The organism is Pseudophaeobacter sp., from assembly GCF_039971195.1.
GTDB lineage: Bacteria > Pseudomonadota > Alphaproteobacteria > Rhodobacterales > Rhodobacteraceae > Pseudophaeobacter.
The window spans coordinates 13,606-30,052 of the sequence record NZ_JBDWPJ010000099.1; the positions used below are offsets into that span (position 1 = coordinate 13,606).

The following is a 16,447-nucleotide window of genomic DNA, read 5'->3' on the forward strand; positions in this document are numbered from 1 at the left end:
GCTAAACCGGGCGGAACCCGGGGCGTTTAACACCCGAAAGTCAAAGACGGTGAGGTTTAGGCAATATGATCGGCATCAAGACAGGGGCCAAATTTGTCGGCGCGGCTCTTTTGATGGCAGCACTCTCTGGCTGTGGCGGAGATGGTGGCGCTGCTGAACAGACTGTTCCCCTTGAGTCTTTTACGCCTCAGCAGATTTTTGAGCGTGGTGAGTTTGAACTTTCTCGCAAGCGCACCAAAGATGCCGCCTTCTATTTTTCTGAGATCGAACGGCTCTACCCCTATTCGGAATATGCCAAACAGGCCCTGATCATGCAGGCCTTTGCCAGCCATAAAGCTAAAGACTACGAAGGTAGCCGTGCTGCGGCGCAGCGCTTTATCGACTTCTACCCTACGGATGAGGATGCCGCCTATGCGCAGTATCTGCTGGCGCTCAGCTACTATGATCAGATTGACGAAGTCGGCCGTGATCAAGGGCTGACCTTTCAGGCGCTGCAGTCCCTGCGCACCGTGATCGAGGTCTATCCGGACAGCGAATATGCCACTTCGGCTATTTTGAAGTTTGACTTGGCCTTTGATCACCTCGCTGGCAAAGAGATGGAAATTGGCCGCTATTACCTGCGCCGTGGTCATTATACCTCTGCGATCAACCGCTTCCGTGTGGTGGTCGAAGACTTCCAGACCACCAGCCACACCGCAGAGGCGCTGCATCGTCTGGTCGAGGCCTACATCTCGCTGGGCTTGATCGAAGAGGCGCAGACAGCTGGTGCCATTCTTGGCCATAACTACCAATCGACTGATTGGTATGAGGACAGCTATAAACTGCTCACATCACAAGGTCTTAAGCTCAAGGATCGCGGCAACAACTGGCTGAGCCAGATCTATCGTCAATCGATCAAAGGGCGTTGGCTGTAGTCAGCCAGACCAGCCTGACGAGGGAACGGGGCGATATAACCGGCCATGCTGCGCGCACTTGATATTCGCGATCTTCTGATCATTGATCACCTTGAACTGGCCTTTCAGCCGGGGCTGAATGTGCTCACTGGCGAAACTGGGGCAGGCAAGTCCATCCTTTTGGATTCGCTTGGCTTTGTTTTGGGCTGGCGGGGGCGCGCGGAACTAGTGCGCCAAGGCGCAGCCCAGGGCGAAGTCATTGCTGAGTTTGATCTTGGGCCAGAGCACCCGGCCCATGCTATCCTCGAAGAGGCAGGGTTGCCGGGCGGCGAAGAACTGGTTTTGCGACGGATCAACACGGCCGATGGGCGCAAGACCGCCTGGGTCAATGACCGGCGCTGTTCCGGTGAGGTGCTGCGGCGCCTGTCCGAAACCTTGGTCGAACTGCACGGACAACATGATGATCGCGGGTTGTTGAATCCGCGTGGGCACCGGGCGCTGTTGGATGCCTTTGCCGCTGTTCCAGATCTGTTGGCGCAGACCCGAACCGCCTGGAGTGTGGCCTCCAAGGCGCAAAAATCTGTACAGACCACGCGGGATGCGCTCGAAGCGGTGCGCGCCGAAGAAGAGTTTCTGCGCCATGCGGTGGCAGAGCTGGACAAGCTTGACCCGGAGCCGGGCGAAGATGAGACGCTGGATGCGCGACGTCGCCAGATGCAGCAAGCAGAACGGATCCGGGGTGACATCGCCCGCGCCCATACACTGCTGAGTGACGGTGCAGAGGCCGCATTGGGCGAGGCACAGCGCTGGCTCGAAGGTGTTGAGAGTGGTGAAGACACTGGTTTGACCGCGCCGCTTGGAGCATTGAGCCGAGCCATGGTGGAGCTGGGTGAAGCCCAGGACGGGGTGAGCCGGGTGCTAGAAGGGCTGGATTTCAACCCCGGAGATCTCGAGGATTGCGAGGCAAGGCTGTTTGAAATCAGGGCTTTGGCACGAAAATACGCCGTTCAACCGGATGAGCTTGCCGCCCATGCTGATGTTCTGCGGGGCAAACTTGCGGCACTGGATGCAGGTGATCAGGATCTGGCGGATCAGGAAGCGGCACTGCAGCAGGCGCAGGCTGCCTATCAGACTTTGGCCGATCAACTCACCGCTGCCCGGCAGGGCAATGCCGAAGCTTTGGATCAGGCCGTGATGGCAGAACTGGCGCCGCTGAAAATGGAGCGGGCCTTGTTTGAAACGCTGGTCGAACCGGCAGATCCTGGACCCGAAGGTCAAGATACCGTCGCCTTTACTGTCGCAACCAATCCCGGCGCCCCCTCTGGGCCGCTGAACAAAATTGCCTCTGGTGGGGAGCTGAGCCGGTTTCTGCTGGCCCTCAAGGTCTGCCTGCGGGGCACAGACCAAAGCAAAACGCTGATTTTTGATGAGATTGACCGGGGGGTCGGCGGGGCCACGGCAGATGCGGTTGGTCGACGCCTTCGGTCCTTGGCTGCTTCTGGACAGGTGCTGGTTGTGACCCATTCGCCGCAGGTTGCGGCCCAGGGCGGTTTCCACTGGCGGGTGCAAAAACGAGTGACCGAGGGTCTTACCCTGTCTGAAGTGGTGCCCCTGGATGAGGGGGAGCGGGTGGATGAGATTGCGCGCATGGTTTCCGGTGATACCATAACCCCCGAAGCCCGCGCTGCTGCACGGGCGCTTCTGGCCAGCTAAGACGCAGACATTACACAGAGAAAACGGCGAGGATGAGTTATCCAAACCATTTCTTTACGGTCAGTTTGCTATTTTAGGGCAAAGACGCACCTTACATTTGTCGATTGAACAGGACCCCAATGCCCCAGAAGCTTCGCTTTTCTGTCACAGCCCAATCCGCCCAGGGGATCTCTGCGGTGCGGGATCTGTGGCGGGTATTGCTGCACCGGGGGCCAAGCCAGTTCCAGTTCTGGCTGATTGCGCTGCTGATTGGTATCAGCGCCGGCTTTGCAGCGCTGTTGTTTCGCAAGGGTATTTCGGCGCTGCAGGCCTGGGTCTACGGGGCAGAAGATGTCAATTATCTACACAGTTTTGCAGCAGATCTGCCCTGGTATTGGCTGGTGCTGATTGCCACCTTTGGCGGGTTGGTTGTTGGGCTTATTCTGGATCGTTTTACACCGGATGCGCGGGTGCGATCGGTTTCGGATGTGATTGAAGGGGCGGCTCTAAAAGAGGGGCGGCTGGAGATGCGGGAGGGGCTGGCCTCGGCTCTAGCCTCGTTCATTACCCTCTCAACTGGTGGCTCATCGGGGCGCGAAGGACCAGTAGTGCACCTTGCGGGGGTGATCTCCAGCTGGGTCAGCGACAAAATCAAGGCAGATGGCATTACCGGGCGAGATTTGCTTGGCTGTGCCGTAGCCGCTGCGGTTTCCGCTAGTTTCAACGCGCCAATTGCCGGAGCGCTTTTTGCGCTGGAAGTGGTACTGCGCCATTTTGCGGTGCGGGCCTTTGCGCCGATCGTCATTGCCTCGGTTGCGGGGACTGTGATCAATCGCATGGCCTATGGCGATGTCACCGAGTTCTCCATGAGCACGCCTGGCGCTTTGCAGTTCTATGTCGAATTGCCTGCCTTTTTGATGCTCGGGGTTATCTGTGGTCTGGTGGCAGTGGCGCTGATGCGGGCAATTTTTCTGGCCGATCGGGTTGGCGACTCCCTGCAGGAAAAACTTTGCCTGCCACGCTGGCTGCGCCCGGCGATCTCGGGCCTGCTGCTGGGGGTTATTGCAATCTGGTACCCCCATATCATTGGCGTTGGGTACGAGACCACTGAACTGGCGCTTTCGGGTGGGTTGATACTGTCGCAAGCACTGATTTTTGTCGTGGTCAAAACGACGGCCGTGGCAATCACCATGGGTGGGCGCATGGGCGGCGGCGTTTTTTCCCCTTCATTGATGATTGGTGCCATCACCGGGCTTGCCTTTGGGCTGGTTGCAACCTCCTTCCTGCCGGATGTATCCGGCACCCATACGCTTTATGCCTTTGCAGGCATGGGGGCGGTGGCCGCGGCAGTACTGGGCGCGCCGATCTCCACCACCTTGATTGTGTTTGAGCTGACCGGAGACTGGCAGATCGGCCTCGCGGTAATGGTGGCCGTGTCTATTTCTACGGCGCTGGCATCGCGACTGGTGGACCGGTCCTTCTTCCTCACTCAGCTGGAGCGCCGTAACATCCATTGTGCCGCCGGCCCGCAGGCCTATCTTCTGGCTCTACTCAAGGCCAATGTGGTCATGCGCCGGCTGGAGGATCCAGGCTGTGCTTCGAAAGGAGACTGTGAAGCCCTGTGCGAACAGGGGCTTGCGGTAGAGCTTGGAACCTCTTTAGAGGCTGTTCTTCCGGTGTTTGACCGTGCCGATGTGACATTTTTACCAGTGGTGGAAACCCTTGAGGGGGAGGAAATCCTGGTTGGGGCGATCTACCATGTGGATGCTCTGAAGGCCTATAACAGGGCACTGGTTTCGGTCGCCGCTGAAGAGCACAGTTAAGTCGCCAGGCCTTGAATTTGAGACGGGTGGGCTCAGTAAATGGCCAGGATTTGTCATCAAGGCACAAATCCTTTTAGGTGGCAAAGCCCCTTGTCCCGTTTGTATTTAGCTAAATGTTAACGGGCAGTTACCCAAGACAGGGTCATCACTATCCGCAGGTAGAACCTCCTGTTTGGACTAGCAATCATCTGGAAGGGGGCTCGGCTTTGTTGCGTGACCGAAAACAACGCAGGAAAAGCCCCCTGCAGTTATGGTGGTTTCGAGCAGCCAACTCGCCCTGGTTGAATTCACTGTTGCAACTTGGCCTGGATTCGAGAGGCTTTTACGACACATAAAAGTTAATTTCTTCTTTCTATTGATTAACCTCTTGGATTAATGGATTCTAATCGCACAGTGACCTTTGTTACTAAAGTGCGGAAGGAATGATATGCGTGCTTTTGAATGCGGCCCGGAAGAGGCTGTGCAAAAACGTATTGGTGGCGAGCAGGAAAAAGAAAAGGCGTCTTTGGAGGCCTTGATTGATTATGCGCTTCAATGCGCAATGGAAACCAATGTCTTTAGCGCCGATGAGCGGCTGGAAGACGTGCGGCGCAATCTGTGCCGGGCAGTTCTTTAAGTCAGTTTCCTATTAGTCATGCTTGCAATGCACCCTGATCATCCGACGGGGTAAATACTGATAGCTTACTGGAATGGATTTGGGGCCCGGGGTCCTGTTGGAAAACATGAAGAGCGGCCCGTGAAGGCCGCTTGTTTCATTCTGTCTTGCTAGGTATTTTGACCAAGCTTTCTGTGGATCAGGTCTTTGCCTGACTTATCCGCAAGAGCAATAATTGCCGTCAGCTCTGGCCCTAGGTCCGCTTTTCTGAGGCTTAGATTTGCTCTACTTTAACAGTGTCGCCAAGATGAAACGCGAGATAGCCTTTGATCTCCGCCACTGCATCGATAGGATCTTCGTAGCTCCAGACCACATTCTTGGTGATGGATGATTTATTGACGATCGAATAATAGGTCGCGTCGCCTTTGTGTGGGCAATGGGTTGTCTTGTCGCTTGGGTCCAGAAAAGCCGTGGCGATGTCCGTGCGCGGAAAGTAGATCACTGGGGCATGGCCGTCCTCATTCAGTTCAAGCGCATTTGTGCTTTCACCCAGAACGGCGCCGCCAGAGCGAACCACCCAGGTGCCTGTTGCTTTGCGAATGCTGATATTGCTCATCGGTCACTTCCCCCTCAAATTCGGCTCATGGCATATCTCTATGCCATAACCATGTAACATTCTGTTATCAGATTGCTCTGGTGACGTCATCCAGCCAGGCCTGTGCGTTTTTACTGACGTGGGGGCGTAGTTTTGCCAAAGTCTCGGCGTGGTAGGCATTGATCCAGTCCCGCTCTGCCTGGGAGAGCATCTCGGTGAGGATCAGCCGCCGGTCAATCGGCGCATAGGTGAGGCCGCGCCAGCACAACATCTCCCGCTCTGGATCGCTGCTGCTCAGCTTTGGGGCGCGTTGCACCACCAGCAGGTTTTCGATCCGAATGCCAAAGGCGCCTTCGCGGTAGTATCCCGGCTCATTGGACAGGATCATCCCCACCTCCAGTGGCACCGTAGAGACCCGGCTCAGACGCTGTGGGCCTTCATGGACGCTGAGGTAAGCACCAACACCATGCCCCAGCCCGTGGTTGAAATCCTGCCCCGCCAGCCAAAGCGGCATACGGCCGATGGCTTCGATATCGCGACCTGCCAGCCCTTTGGGCCAGCGCAGACGGGACATGGCGATCATGCCCTGCAACACGCGGGTAAAGGCGGCGCATTCCTCGGAGCCGGGAGTGCCAATGGCAATGGTGCGGGTGATATCGGTTGTGCCATCCTGATATTGCCCGCCGCTGTCCAGCACCAGCAAATGGCCGTCCTCCAAAGTGCTGTTGCTTTCCTCGGTGACCCGATAATGCATCACAGCACCATTTTCACCAGTGCCAGAAATAGTTTCAAAGCTGATGTCGCGAAGTACTGGGTCGCGGCGGCGCAGGTCTTCCAGGCGTTTGGCCACCTCGATCTCGGTGACACTGCCCGCGGGCTGCGCGTCTAGCCAGGACAACAACTCCACCACGGCAGAACCATCGCGCAGATGGGCGGCGGCGGAGCCGGCAATTTCGGCTGTATTCTTGCGCGCCTTGGGCAGGGCGCAGGGATCGCCTGTGGAGACCATCCGCTCTCCAAGGGCGTCGGCCACGATCTGCGGCAGGCTGGCACGGTCTACCGCAACCGCGCCATTGAGGGCGGCAACCGCCTGCAAAAAATCCTCTGAGGCGTGGTGGCGCACCGTTTCGGGCAGGTGGTCCCCAAGCTGTCCCAGTTTTTCTGGAGCCATGAAAAGATCAACGCGCGCGTCGGCGTGCAGAATGGCAAAACCATGGGCCACTGGGTTGCGGGGAATGTCGGCACCGCGGATATTCAGCAGCCACATGATGCTGTCGGGCAGGGTGATCAGCGCCGCCGTCTGTCCTGCAGCGCTCAACTCCTGCGCCAAACGGCTACATTTGTCTACTGCCGTTTCCCCTGCATATTCCAGTGCATGGGGTAGGACGGGTTGCAGGGGCGGGGCAGGTTGGTCCTGCCAGATCCGATCCACAAGGTTGTCACATTGCACCAGTTCGATGCCCGTGTCGGCAAGCTCCTTGGTCATGGTGGCGATCTGTGCGGTGGCATGCGGCCAAGGATCAAACCCGACCTTGCCGCCCTTGGGTAGCTTTTCTTTGAGCCAGCCGCCAAGCTGTACCTCGGGCCAGGGCACTGGGGTGAACACTTCGGCAACCTGCCGTTTGACTTGGGTGCGGTAGCGGCCGTCAATAAAAACACCGGCCTGTTCTTTCAGAACCGCGCAAAATCCTGCAGATCCGGTGAACCCAGTAAGCCAACTCAGCCGTTCATCGCGAGCGGCGACATATTCGCCCTGATGCGCATCGGCGCGCGGCACAAGAAACCCGTCAAGCCCCTGCTTTTCCAGCTCCAGCCGCAGCGTGGCCAGGCGCGGTGGCCCCTGTTCAGGACGGGCTGTGACGTCAAAACTCTGGAACATGGGGGTCTCCTGCTTGGGCGGGTGTCAGCGTCGCCAGAGAACCGTGAAGTTTGGCTGGGCGCAACCCGTGAAATTCAGCTTTTGCCTACGGGAGGGTTCTTGAACCCGGTGCCGGGAAAGGGATGCGTCAAGGCGTGTTCCATCAGTTCGAGGTGGTCCTGGCCATAGTAGGGATCGCCGTCCAGGATGTAGGTCGGAGAGCCAAAGAGGTGCATCGCCAGCGCAGCTTTGGTGTTGTCTTCCAACACTTTCTGCACATTGGGTTGCATTGCGCCTTCCAATAGCGGCTCAGGATCCAGCCCGGCTGCCCTTGCCGCCCTGCGCAGTTCATCGGGGTTCATCAGATCGATGTCATCACGCCAATGGGCCTGCAGCAGGGCATCTGCCAGGGCGTCCACATCCTGCCCCAGCCGGGCGGCCATGATGACCATACCGCTAGAGAGGGTCAGAGCATTGTCATGATAGGTTGGCCGATAGTGGATGATAGGCAGGCCGCGATAGGCAGCCCAGCGTTCGATCTCGCGGCCAAAGAAATAGTCCACATGGGCCTGGCTGCGCCCGGCAAAGGGCTGCCCGCCGGCTTGCTCCACCACAGGCGATAGCAAAAAGGGCCGATGCACCAGTTCGCACCCGTGGGCTGCACAGATTTCACCCAGCCGCTTGGAGCCCAGATAGGCATAAGCGGAGTGGGTGGAGTAGAAATACTCGATCCTGTGCTGTGTCATCTCTGTCCTTCTGATCAGTCGACCCGATTAGCTGACCTTTTTCATGCCCATCACCCGTGCACGGGCGCGGGGATCGCTGTCAAACAGGGCAGCAAGCTGTTCTGTCATGGCCCCGGCCAGCTGCTCCACATCGGTAATGGTCACCGCGCGGTCATAGTAGCGGGTCACATCATGACCAATGCCGATCGCCAGCAACTCCACCTGTTTGCGCTTTTCGACCATATCGATCACGTCGCGCAGGTGTTTCTCCAGGTAGTTGGCCGGGTTCACCGAGAGGGTGCTGTCATCCACCGGAGCACCATCCGAGATCACCATCAGGATCTTGCGGGCTTCCTGACGGGCCAACATGCGCCGATGGGCCCATTCCAGCGCCTCGCCGTCGATGTTTTCCTTCAGCAAGCCTTCTTTCATCATAAGGCCGAGGTTGGGCCGCACGCGCCGCCAGGGGCTGTCCGCGGATTTGTAGATGATGTGGCGCAGGTCATTCAGACGGCCCGGCATCTGTGGCCGCCCATCATTGAGCCAGGCCTCGCGGGCCAGCCCACCTTTCCAAGCGCGGGTGGTAAAACCGAGGATCTCCACCTTGACGTTGCAGCGTTCCAGGGTGCGGGCCAGAACATCAGCGCAGATCGCGGCGATGGAAATAGGACGTCCCCGCATCGAGCCGGAGTTGTCCAGCAGGAGCGTCACCACGGTATCGCGGAACTCAGTGTCTTTTTCGCGCTTGAACGAGAGCGGAGTGGTCGGGTTGGCAATCACCCGCGCCAGACGGCCGGCATCCAGAATGCCCTCTTCCAGATCAAACTCCCAAGAGCGGTTCTGCTGCGCCTGCAGACGGCGCTGCAATTTGTTGGCGAGACGGCTGACAGCGCCCTTAAGCGGCTCCAGCTGCTGATCAAGATAGGCGCGTAGCCGTTCAAGTTCTGCCGGTTCGGCCAAATCTTCAGCAGCGATTTCTTCGTCATTGGCGTCGAGGAAAACTTTATAATCCGGGTCGGCCTCTGACACCGGGGGGGGCGGAGGCGGATCCAGCGGTGCTTCGCCGTCGGGCATCTCGGTTTCTTCGGCCAGTTCTTCGTCGGCCATCTCATCCATCGAGACCTGAGCCTGACTTTCGTCCTGCTGCTGTTCTTGCGCCTGCTCGGCGTCGGCATCGGCCTCTTCGTCGTCTGAGTCATCCTCGCCATTGCCATCGGGATCGGGCTGCTCTTCGGCGTCGTCTTCAGCTTCGTCGTTCTGTTCGTCGTCCAGCTCATCCGGATCATCGCCCAGCTGATCACCATAGCCCAGATCGGCGATGATCTTGCGGGCGAATTTGGCAAATTCGGACTGGTCGGCGATTTTGTCGTCGAGGTTTTCCAGCGTCTCGCCGGCCTGAGATTCAATAAATCCACGCCAGAGTTCCATAACATTGTCTGCACCCTGCGGCAGGGGGCGACCGGTGGCGAGATGGCGCACTAGGTAACCGGCCGAGGCCGCCAGCGGCGCCTCAGAGGAGCTTTTCATCTGGTCATAGCCGCGCCGAATGGCCTCGTTGCGGATCTTGACGTCGATGTTGGAGGCGGTGCCGGGCATATGCCGCGCGCCCATAGCCTCGCAGCGGGCGGTTTCCATCGCCTCATACAGATCACGCGCCATTTCCCCCTGTGGGGTGTATTTGGCATGGGTGGCATCGTCGTGGAACTTGCGCCGCAGCGCCAGCGCATCAGCGGTGCCACGGGCCAGCAGCACCTCCTCGCGGGTCATGCGACGGGAAACCTGCGGCAGGCGCATATTGTCACCGGAGACGCCCGAGGGGTCGACGGTGTAGGAAACGCTCAGCTCCGGATCATCGGCCATGACTTTGGTGGCCTCGGCCAGGGCCTTTTTAAACGGGTCGGCTGGATTGTCGTTTTGTTTTTTCATTGGAATACCCAGCGCGTTTGTTCATGCTTTGCACCGATAGTGGTGCAGAATGACTGCAGCTCGTCTAGATTTGCACTATCCTCTGCGGCGTCCCGCATATCCAGGAAGATGCCAAGCATCATCGAGGATAGCTCACGCTCATAGGCTTTTCGTTCGATATAGCTCGGTGGCAGTTCGCCATGCTGTTTTTGGTAGGCAACAGTAGCAAAATCGACAACAGCCTCTTCAAAGGCCAGGTCCATATCGCCCTCAGGGTTATTGTATATAAAGAACTCCAAGTCAGCCATGACGTAGGCTGTGCAAACGTCATAGGCTTCCGCCTCGTCATGGACATCGGTCCAATCGGCCGCTAGGGCGGTCGATGCCGACAGCCCTAGTGCGGCAAGAAAAATCGTAGCAGGGGCAAGTATACGGAACAATCCGGAGACCAGCGGCAGGCGCATCTTGTCATCGGCCATGACCTTGCTGGCCTTGGCCTGCGCCTTCTTGATCGGACCCGCAGGAATTTTGTTGTGTCTACTCATGGTCGCACCCCGTCTTTGGTAGAAGCATCCCGCCGGGAGCAACCTTTGTCCAGCCTTCCGAAGTAGTATGGAGGGCGGGGCCGGGCCGCGGGCGGGAAACAAAGTGCCCTCCCCCGTTTTGCCAAAGGCAGACCTCCGGATTGGAGGGCGGGTCGGGCACCGCCCGGCGTTGCCGCCGGGGGCTTCGTCTTACCCCAAGCTCACGCTGGCGGCGCTTTCGGGCAGCTCTTCGTCAAAGCAGCGCTGGTAGAACTCGGCGACGGTCTGGCGTTCCAGCTCGTCGCATTTGTTCAGGAAGGACAGGCGGAAGGCATAGCCTACATCGCGGAAGATCTCGGCGTTTTGCGCCCAGTTGATCACGGTCCGCGGGCTCATCACGGTCGACAGGTCGCCATTCATGAAGGCGGTTCGGGTCAGATCCGCAACAGTCACCATCTGGCTGATGCTCTTGCGGCCTTCGGCGGTGTTGTAATGCGGGGTCTTGGACAGAACGATGGCGGTCTCAGCATCGTGGCTGAGGTAGTTCAGCGTTGCCACCAGCGACCAGCGGTCCATCTGGGCCTGGTTGATCTGCTGGGTCCCGTGATAGAGGCCGGTGGTGTCGCCCAGACCAACGGTGTTGGCGGTGGCAAACAGACGGAAGAAGGGGTTCGGGGTGATGATCTCGTTCTGGTCCAGCAGTGTGAGCTTGCCGTCATGTTCTAGAACACGCTGGATCACGAACATCACGTCCGCGCGGCCGGCGTCATATTCATCAAAGACAATCGCAACCGGGTTACGCAGGGCCCAGGGCAGGATGCCCTCGTGGAATTCTGTCACCTGCTTGCCGTCGCGCAGTTTGATCGCATCTTTACCGATGAGGTCAATCCGGGAGATATGGCTGTCGAGGTTGACCCGCACAGAGGGCCAGTTCAGGCGGGCGGCGACCTGTTCGATATGGGTCGATTTGCCTGTGCCGTGGTAGCCCTGGATCATCACACGACGATTGTGGCTAAAGCCCGCCAGGATGGCCATGGTGGTATCGGGGTCGAACTTATAGGTGGGATCGATCGCGGGAACGCGGTCAGAACCTTCGGCAAAGCCTTTGATGGTCATGTCGGTATCGATGCCAAAGACATCGCGCACCGAAATGGGGTCGGTGGGTTTTGCATTCATATCCAGCATGCCGTCGGTCATCACAGTCGATCCTTGTTCCTCTCCCGCCTCTGCGGGGTCAATCCGAGGGATTGGTGCCTGATCTTGCCTTGAAGGGCAAGGGGCAGAGTAGAGGCTGGCCAAATAACGTGATGTTGTTGGCGAACTGGACTTACGAGCGGCCCAATATGTGAACCCATTTCCTGCAGGCACAGGACTGTCGCCACAAAGACTGTCGCCACAAAAAAGGGCAGCGCGGGCTGCCCTTCTGTCGGTGTTCTTGCTGCAGCTAAAGTGGCATCACTTAAAGCTGCGGCTGTCCTTGATCTGGTCCCAGGCCCAGCGGACCTCTTGTAGCTGCTCTTCCTGGCTACGGTCGCCGCCATTCATATCCGGGTGCAGCACCTTGATCAGCTTTTTGTAGGCCTTGCGGATGTCGGCCTTGGACCAATCGTCCTTGGCTTCCAGCAGTTCCAGCGCCTTGCGTTCGGTTGCCGGCAGGCGGCGCCCCGTCGCGCCGGAGCGGCCCGGGTTCTGCGTGGCATTGCCGCCCAGAACTTGATGCGGATCCTCGATGCCCAACCGGGCCCAGGCGCGGGCTTCGGGGTCGCCCATGGGTTTGGTTTGGCGTTCCCAGACCTTATCCTTGGATTGCTGCGCGTTCAGCTCGGCCTCGGTTGTGCCTTGGAAGAAATTCCAGTGGTTGTTGTATTCGCGGACATGTTCCTGACAGAACCAGAAAAAATCATCCAGAACATCGGGGGCTTTGGGCGCGCGGAATTTACCCGCCTCGTTACAGCCTTCCTTGTCACAGACCCGCGTGGAGGTCTCCGACGCGCCGCTGGCGGCCCGACGTCCGCGCGGGTTTTTCTTTTTTGCAGAACTGACGGACATATCGAAACCGAAAGGATCTGATTTGCTCATGGGGTGCACCTTCTCGACGCAACTACTCGACTCGGAGGCAGCAGTTTAGTCTAAGGGGCGAGAGATTGAAGGGGGGCAGCGAAATAAAAATGAGGATGAGCGAAATATGAGCATTCGCGTAGAGATGGAACAGCGGCTGCAGGAGGCCTTTGCGCCCACAGCGCTAGAGGTGGTGGATGACAGCAACAGCCATATTGGCCATGCCGGCCATGATGGCAGCGGTGAGAGTCACTTTAACGTGATGATCCGCGCTGCCGCCTTTGCCGGGCAGAACCGGGTGCAGCAGCACCGGGCGGTGCATAGGGCGCTCGGCGATATTGTGCCGCGCATTCACGCGCTGGCGCTGGATATTGGCAGCGACTGACAAAAGAAACCGCCCCTGCTGTCAAAGGACACAGGGGCGGTTTCTATCCAAGGGCAATTTCACTCCAGGCCGCGCAGGGGCTAGTCGCTGTCTGAGGATCGCTGGCTGGCGCGTGCTTTTAGGGCCTGGGTCATGCCGGAAACCGGGCTCAGCTCTTCAACGCCGTCATCAGCCTGCATTCTAGCAGCGCCGACACCCGGAACCGGTGTGGCACCCGAAGGGGCCTCTGGATCCCCTGCGGTGGCGGTCAGAGGCACAGGTTCGGCTTCATGCTGAGGCAGGGGAGCCGGGTCGAAGTTGACGGTGGTGTTTTCTTCAAGCTGGACCACCTCGGTGGGGCTCAACTCTTTCGGCAGGGCGCGGCGGAAAATCAACACGTTACGCCAGTTGGTCGTAGAGCCGGTCAGGCCAGAACGTTCGTCCGAGGGCAGGAGCTCGGCGCGTTGGTATTCCCAGCCCTCTGCCGCCATCTCATTGAGGGTGATCTCGATGGAATTGGCAAAACGGCTCTCTGGGGTTTTGACGCCCTTGGCCTTGGTGCCCTTGTGCGGGGCGGGGACAACTTTGTACTCAAACGCTTGCATCGCGGTCTCCTGACTTCCGGCGCAGGTTTAACCGATGCAGGCGGGGGGTCAAGTCTGGCTTCGCTGCCCGATCCAAAGACCGGACAGCGAAGAGGGCAGCGCCTATTTTTTTGCTGCCAGCTGCGCCAGAGTCAGGCAGACATTCAGCGAGGCCGCCATGTCCTGCACCGAGACCCATTCCAGCGGCCCGTGCACGCATTGCATGCCACAGAAAATATTCGGGGTTGGCACGCCCAGCTCTGTCAGGCGGGAACCATCGGTGCCGCCGCGAATGGGCACCGAGATCGGCTCGATCCCATTGGCGCGGCAGGCCTCCAGCGCCAGATCAACCGGGGTCATGTCCTTTTCCAGCCAATAGCGCATGTTGCGGTACTGCGGATAGATCTCGCAGGTCACTTCGGCACGCGGCTCAGAGGCCTGCACGGCCTCGCAGACGCTGCGCAACAGATCGCCCTTGGCCTGCAACCCGTCGCGTTCAAAATCGCGCAGGATCAGCTTGATCTCCATCTCTGACGAGCCGCCGCTCATGTCGGTGACATGCAGGAAGCCCTCGCGCCCGTCAGTGGTTTCCGGCGTCAGGGTCGCCTGCGGCAGGGTCTGCACGATCTTGGAGGCCAGATGCGCGGCATTGACCATTTTTTCCTTGGCCCAGCCGGGGTGGATGGAAACCCCCTTGATGGTGACAATGGCACGATCCGCCGAGAAGCTTTCGTAGATGATTTCGCCCAGATCACTGCCATCCAGCGTATAGGCAAAATCGACGCCCAGATCCTTGGGCAGTTCTGCATCCACACCGCGGCCAATTTCTTCGTCCGGGGTAAAGGCGATGCGAATGGGCCCATGGGGGATATCCGGGTTTGCCAGCAGGTGGCGGGCCAGGGTCATGACGATAGAAACCCCGGATTTGTCATCGGCCCCCAGCAGGGTCAGTCCCGAAGCGGTGACCAGATCATGGCCTTCCTTGCCGGCCAGATAGGGGTGATCCTTGGGGGACAAGACCAGGTCGGGATCATCTGGAAAGGTGATGTCGCCGCCATTGTAACCCTTGATGACACGGGGCTTGACGCCTGCCGCATTGAATTGCGGCGCGGTATCCACATGGGCCAGAAAGCCAACTGTTGGCCCATCGGTGTTGCCCGGAATTGTCGCCAGAACCGTGCCGTAATCTGTGAGGCTAACATCCTGCGCGCCGATCCCCTTTAGCTCTTCCACCAGCAGGTTTGACATATCGAGCTGGATTGCGGTGCTGGGCGAAGAGGGCGAATTCTCATCGCTCTGGCTGTCGATGGCGGCATAGCGGACCAGACGGTCCTGAAGCTCTTGATTGAAATTATCTTGCATGAGACCTCCTGAGTTCATGGGCGAGAAAAGCCTGTGGGGCAGGCAAGGTCAAGGTGGGTGTTCTGGTTGAGGAATGTGGTATAGGTACGCGCATTGCGGGCGATTTCGGAGTCATGATGAAAGTTTTGCAAAACATTGATATGAAATCCTATAATCGCTGGTTTGAGCATGTGCCGGTTGATCAACAGGTTTCCACTGCCGTTGCCTTGGGAAACCGAGCGGCCAAGAGGGCGATGCTTGGTTTCCTCGCTGAACTACTCGCAGAGAAAGACGGTGCCATCGTTGCTTTGAGACTGTTCCGGCATCAGCTGTTCTCAGAGAATACGGGGCGTGACTATCTTGTCGATGAAGCCCAAGCGAATCGAGCATGGCTATCCGCTGTTGATCGCAAGCAGGTGTTGAGCCTTCCTGTCTCAGCGGGCATCAGAGCCACTCTGGACGCTGTTGAATTGGCAAAACCGGCGGGGGGCGCCGGTATTTCGCCAATGGCACTTGCCCTCATGGTGCACGCGCTAACCTCCAAGGCTGGCGATAGTTGGGACGGAGCCAAGGTTGCAAAGGCCATGGTCTGGTTGGAATTTCAGGAGGACCGAGATTTAGTTGATAACAAAGAAGATCTGTTGACGGCCCCATTGTTTCACGAATTGACTGAGGTCTATGGCGTGCTTTGGGCTGATGTAAGTGCTGGATTGTCGAAACGCGCCGGTTTCGGGTTCTGGGTTCGATGGCTGGAAGCTGCTTTGAAAGGGAAACCACTGACCGGCGATTGGGACAGTCACTGGCAGCTGATGCACGACATCGCGCTGATCCCCGATGCGGATTGGGGCGAGGGTAAGGAATCCGACGCCATCCGCGTGGCGAAGATCATCGACCTTATCACCCAGAAACATGCGCTGCGGCAGGAAGTCGCGCGGGCGAAGCAGGCGCTGGAGAATGAGACCTTCAACGCGATGACGCTTGGCCGACATCGTGACAACCTGCCCGATGACATGCCGCCCTCGCACATCGTGGAATATCGCGCCCGGCTGCAAGAGTTAGAGACTGCCCTAGATGAGGTGGGCGCTGCCCTAGAACCTCCCATCCCTGACGCAGAGGCCTTGGAAGAGGCCACTGGGCGTCTGCGGGCAGTTTGGGAGAAGATTAAGAAGTACCCTGTTGCCCTAGCCTTTGTCACTTTGATCGGGGCAGCGGCAACTGGTGCGGCAGGTCAAGCCGGTGTGCGCGGGATGGACTGGGTTTGGGACAATGGTATGCCGCAAATCATTCGTGGTCTGAAGGACATCGCGCCGAAGCCAAGCACTCCACAGAAAGCCCCAAAAGGCTGGGAAAAGCCTTCTGTTGATATCTAGCGATTGAACGCCAAGGGCAGGGCCCGACCGTGGTGGGGGTGAAGCCCCCGCCGTGGGGGCGGGCGGGGGCTGCCCGGCCTATCGCCCGGGCCTGTGGCCGGTTTGGGCGATGCAACAAAT

General features: G+C 58.6%; 15 protein-coding genes. 6 read left to right on the plus strand and 9 right to left on the minus strand.

Features of this window, described 5'->3' with window-relative positions:
* Window positions 1-65: 65 nt before the first annotated feature.
* From ABJP42_RS08800 to ABJP42_RS08815, 4 genes are all read left to right on the plus strand, one after another.
* Window positions 66-914, plus strand: coding sequence for an outer membrane protein assembly factor BamD (locus tag ABJP42_RS08800; protein WP_348339952.1), 849 nt, complete (start codon window positions 66-68; stop codon window positions 912-914).
* 45 nt (window positions 915-959) lie between these two features.
* A complete protein-coding gene (gene recN, locus ABJP42_RS08805; RefSeq protein WP_348339953.1) occupies window positions 960-2,606 on the plus strand; it encodes a DNA repair protein RecN in 1,647 nt (548 codons plus the stop codon).
* A gap of 119 nt (window positions 2,607-2,725) precedes the next feature.
* Window positions 2,726-4,408: a chloride channel protein gene (locus tag ABJP42_RS08810; protein ID WP_348339954.1), complete on the plus strand. Its 1,683-nt coding sequence runs from the start codon at window positions 2,726-2,728 to the stop codon at window positions 4,406-4,408.
* Window positions 4,409-4,835: 427 nt separating this feature from the next.
* Window positions 4,836-5,024: a hypothetical protein gene (locus ABJP42_RS08815; protein ID WP_348339955.1), complete on the plus strand. Its 189-nt coding sequence runs from the start codon at window positions 4,836-4,838 to the stop codon at window positions 5,022-5,024.
* Between the two features lie 253 nt (window positions 5,025-5,277).
* On the opposite strand, the gene ABJP42_RS08820 is transcribed toward ABJP42_RS08815, so the two are convergent.
* From ABJP42_RS08820 to ABJP42_RS08850, 7 genes are all read right to left on the minus strand, one after another.
* A complete protein-coding gene (locus ABJP42_RS08820; protein ID WP_348339956.1) occupies window positions 5,278-5,619 on the minus strand; it encodes a DUF427 domain-containing protein in 342 nt (113 codons plus the stop codon).
* Between the two features lie 67 nt (window positions 5,620-5,686).
* Window positions 5,687-7,477: an aminopeptidase P family protein gene (locus tag ABJP42_RS08825; RefSeq protein WP_348339957.1), complete on the minus strand. Its 1,791-nt coding sequence runs from the start codon at window positions 7,475-7,477 to the stop codon at window positions 5,687-5,689.
* 74 nt (window positions 7,478-7,551) lie between these two features.
* A complete protein-coding gene (locus tag ABJP42_RS08830) occupies window positions 7,552-8,202 on the minus strand; it encodes a 2-hydroxychromene-2-carboxylate isomerase (protein ID WP_348339958.1) in 651 nt (216 codons plus the stop codon).
* 27 nt (window positions 8,203-8,229) lie between these two features.
* The gene (cobT, locus tag ABJP42_RS08835) at window positions 8,230-10,107 is read right to left on the minus strand and encodes a cobaltochelatase subunit CobT (protein WP_348339959.1); all 1,878 of its coding nucleotides are present in this window, start codon (window positions 10,105-10,107) and stop codon (window positions 8,230-8,232) included.
* Window positions 10,104-10,631 (minus strand): hypothetical protein, encoded by a 528-nt coding sequence (locus ABJP42_RS08840; protein ID WP_348339960.1) that lies wholly within the window; start codon window positions 10,629-10,631, stop codon window positions 10,104-10,106. Before ABJP42_RS08840 ends, cobT begins: the two co-directional genes overlap by 4 nt.
* A 189-nt stretch (window positions 10,632-10,820) precedes the next feature.
* A complete protein-coding gene (gene cobS / locus ABJP42_RS08845; RefSeq protein ID WP_122075315.1) occupies window positions 10,821-11,807 on the minus strand; it encodes a cobaltochelatase subunit CobS in 987 nt (328 codons plus the stop codon).
* 258 nt (window positions 11,808-12,065) lie between these two features.
* On the minus strand, window positions 12,066-12,689 hold the full coding sequence (locus ABJP42_RS08850; protein WP_348339961.1) for a DnaJ domain-containing protein: 624 nt from the start codon (window positions 12,687-12,689) through the stop codon (window positions 12,066-12,068).
* A gap of 106 nt (window positions 12,690-12,795) precedes the next feature.
* On the opposite strand from ABJP42_RS08850, the gene ABJP42_RS08855 reads away from it, so the two are divergent.
* Window positions 12,796-13,053: a BolA family protein gene (locus ABJP42_RS08855; protein ID WP_348339962.1), complete on the plus strand. Its 258-nt coding sequence runs from the start codon at window positions 12,796-12,798 to the stop codon at window positions 13,051-13,053.
* Between the two features lie 80 nt (window positions 13,054-13,133).
* Here the strand turns inward: ABJP42_RS08855 and ABJP42_RS08860 are convergent, their stop codons facing one another.
* Both ABJP42_RS08860 and pepT read right to left on the minus strand, forming a co-directional pair.
* Entirely contained in the window at window positions 13,134-13,637 is a 504-nt protein-coding gene (locus ABJP42_RS08860) for a DUF4177 domain-containing protein (protein WP_348339963.1), read from the minus strand.
* Between the two features lie 102 nt (window positions 13,638-13,739).
* Window positions 13,740-14,978, minus strand: a complete 1,239-nt coding sequence (gene pepT, locus ABJP42_RS08865; protein WP_348339964.1) for a peptidase T — start codon at window positions 14,976-14,978, stop codon at window positions 13,740-13,742.
* Between the two features lie 53 nt (window positions 14,979-15,031).
* Between pepT and ABJP42_RS08870 the strand changes: the two genes are divergently transcribed.
* A complete protein-coding gene (locus ABJP42_RS08870; protein WP_348339965.1) occupies window positions 15,032-16,327 on the plus strand; it encodes a hypothetical protein in 1,296 nt (431 codons plus the stop codon).
* Window positions 16,328-16,447 lie beyond the last annotated feature (120 nt).

Excerpts from the sequence above, each read along its gene's own strand:
- ABJP42_RS08800 (WP_348339952.1), top strand. The coding sequence starts at position 66 with ATGATCGGCATCAAGACAGGGGCCAAATTTGTCGGCGCGGCTCTTTTG.
- recN (WP_348339953.1), top strand. The coding sequence starts at position 960 with ATGCTGCGCGCACTTGATATTCGCGATCTTCTGATCATTGATCACCTT.
- ABJP42_RS08810 (WP_348339954.1), top strand. The coding sequence starts at position 2,726 with ATGCCCCAGAAGCTTCGCTTTTCTGTCACAGCCCAATCCGCCCAGGGG.
- ABJP42_RS08815 (WP_348339955.1), top strand. The coding sequence starts at position 4,836 with ATGCGTGCTTTTGAATGCGGCCCGGAAGAGGCTGTGCAAAAACGTATT.
- ABJP42_RS08820 (WP_348339956.1), bottom strand. The coding sequence starts at position 5,619 with ATGAGCAATATCAGCATTCGCAAAGCAACAGGCACCTGGGTGGTTCGC.
- ABJP42_RS08825 (WP_348339957.1), bottom strand. The coding sequence starts at position 7,477 with ATGTTCCAGAGTTTTGACGTCACAGCCCGTCCTGAACAGGGGCCACCG.
- ABJP42_RS08830 (WP_348339958.1), bottom strand. The coding sequence starts at position 8,202 with ATGACACAGCACAGGATCGAGTATTTCTACTCCACCCACTCCGCTTAT.
- cobT (WP_348339959.1), bottom strand. The coding sequence starts at position 10,107 with ATGAAAAAACAAAACGACAATCCAGCCGACCCGTTTAAAAAGGCCCTG.
- ABJP42_RS08840 (WP_348339960.1), bottom strand. The coding sequence starts at position 10,631 with ATGAGTAGACACAACAAAATTCCTGCGGGTCCGATCAAGAAGGCGCAG.
- cobS (WP_122075315.1), bottom strand. The coding sequence starts at position 11,807 with ATGACCGACGGCATGCTGGATATGAATGCAAAACCCACCGACCCCATT.
- ABJP42_RS08850 (WP_348339961.1), bottom strand. The coding sequence starts at position 12,689 with ATGAGCAAATCAGATCCTTTCGGTTTCGATATGTCCGTCAGTTCTGCA.
- ABJP42_RS08855 (WP_348339962.1), top strand. The coding sequence starts at position 12,796 with ATGAGCATTCGCGTAGAGATGGAACAGCGGCTGCAGGAGGCCTTTGCG.
- ABJP42_RS08860 (WP_348339963.1), bottom strand. The coding sequence starts at position 13,637 with ATGCAAGCGTTTGAGTACAAAGTTGTCCCCGCCCCGCACAAGGGCACC.
- pepT (WP_348339964.1), bottom strand. The coding sequence starts at position 14,978 with ATGCAAGATAATTTCAATCAAGAGCTTCAGGACCGTCTGGTCCGCTAT.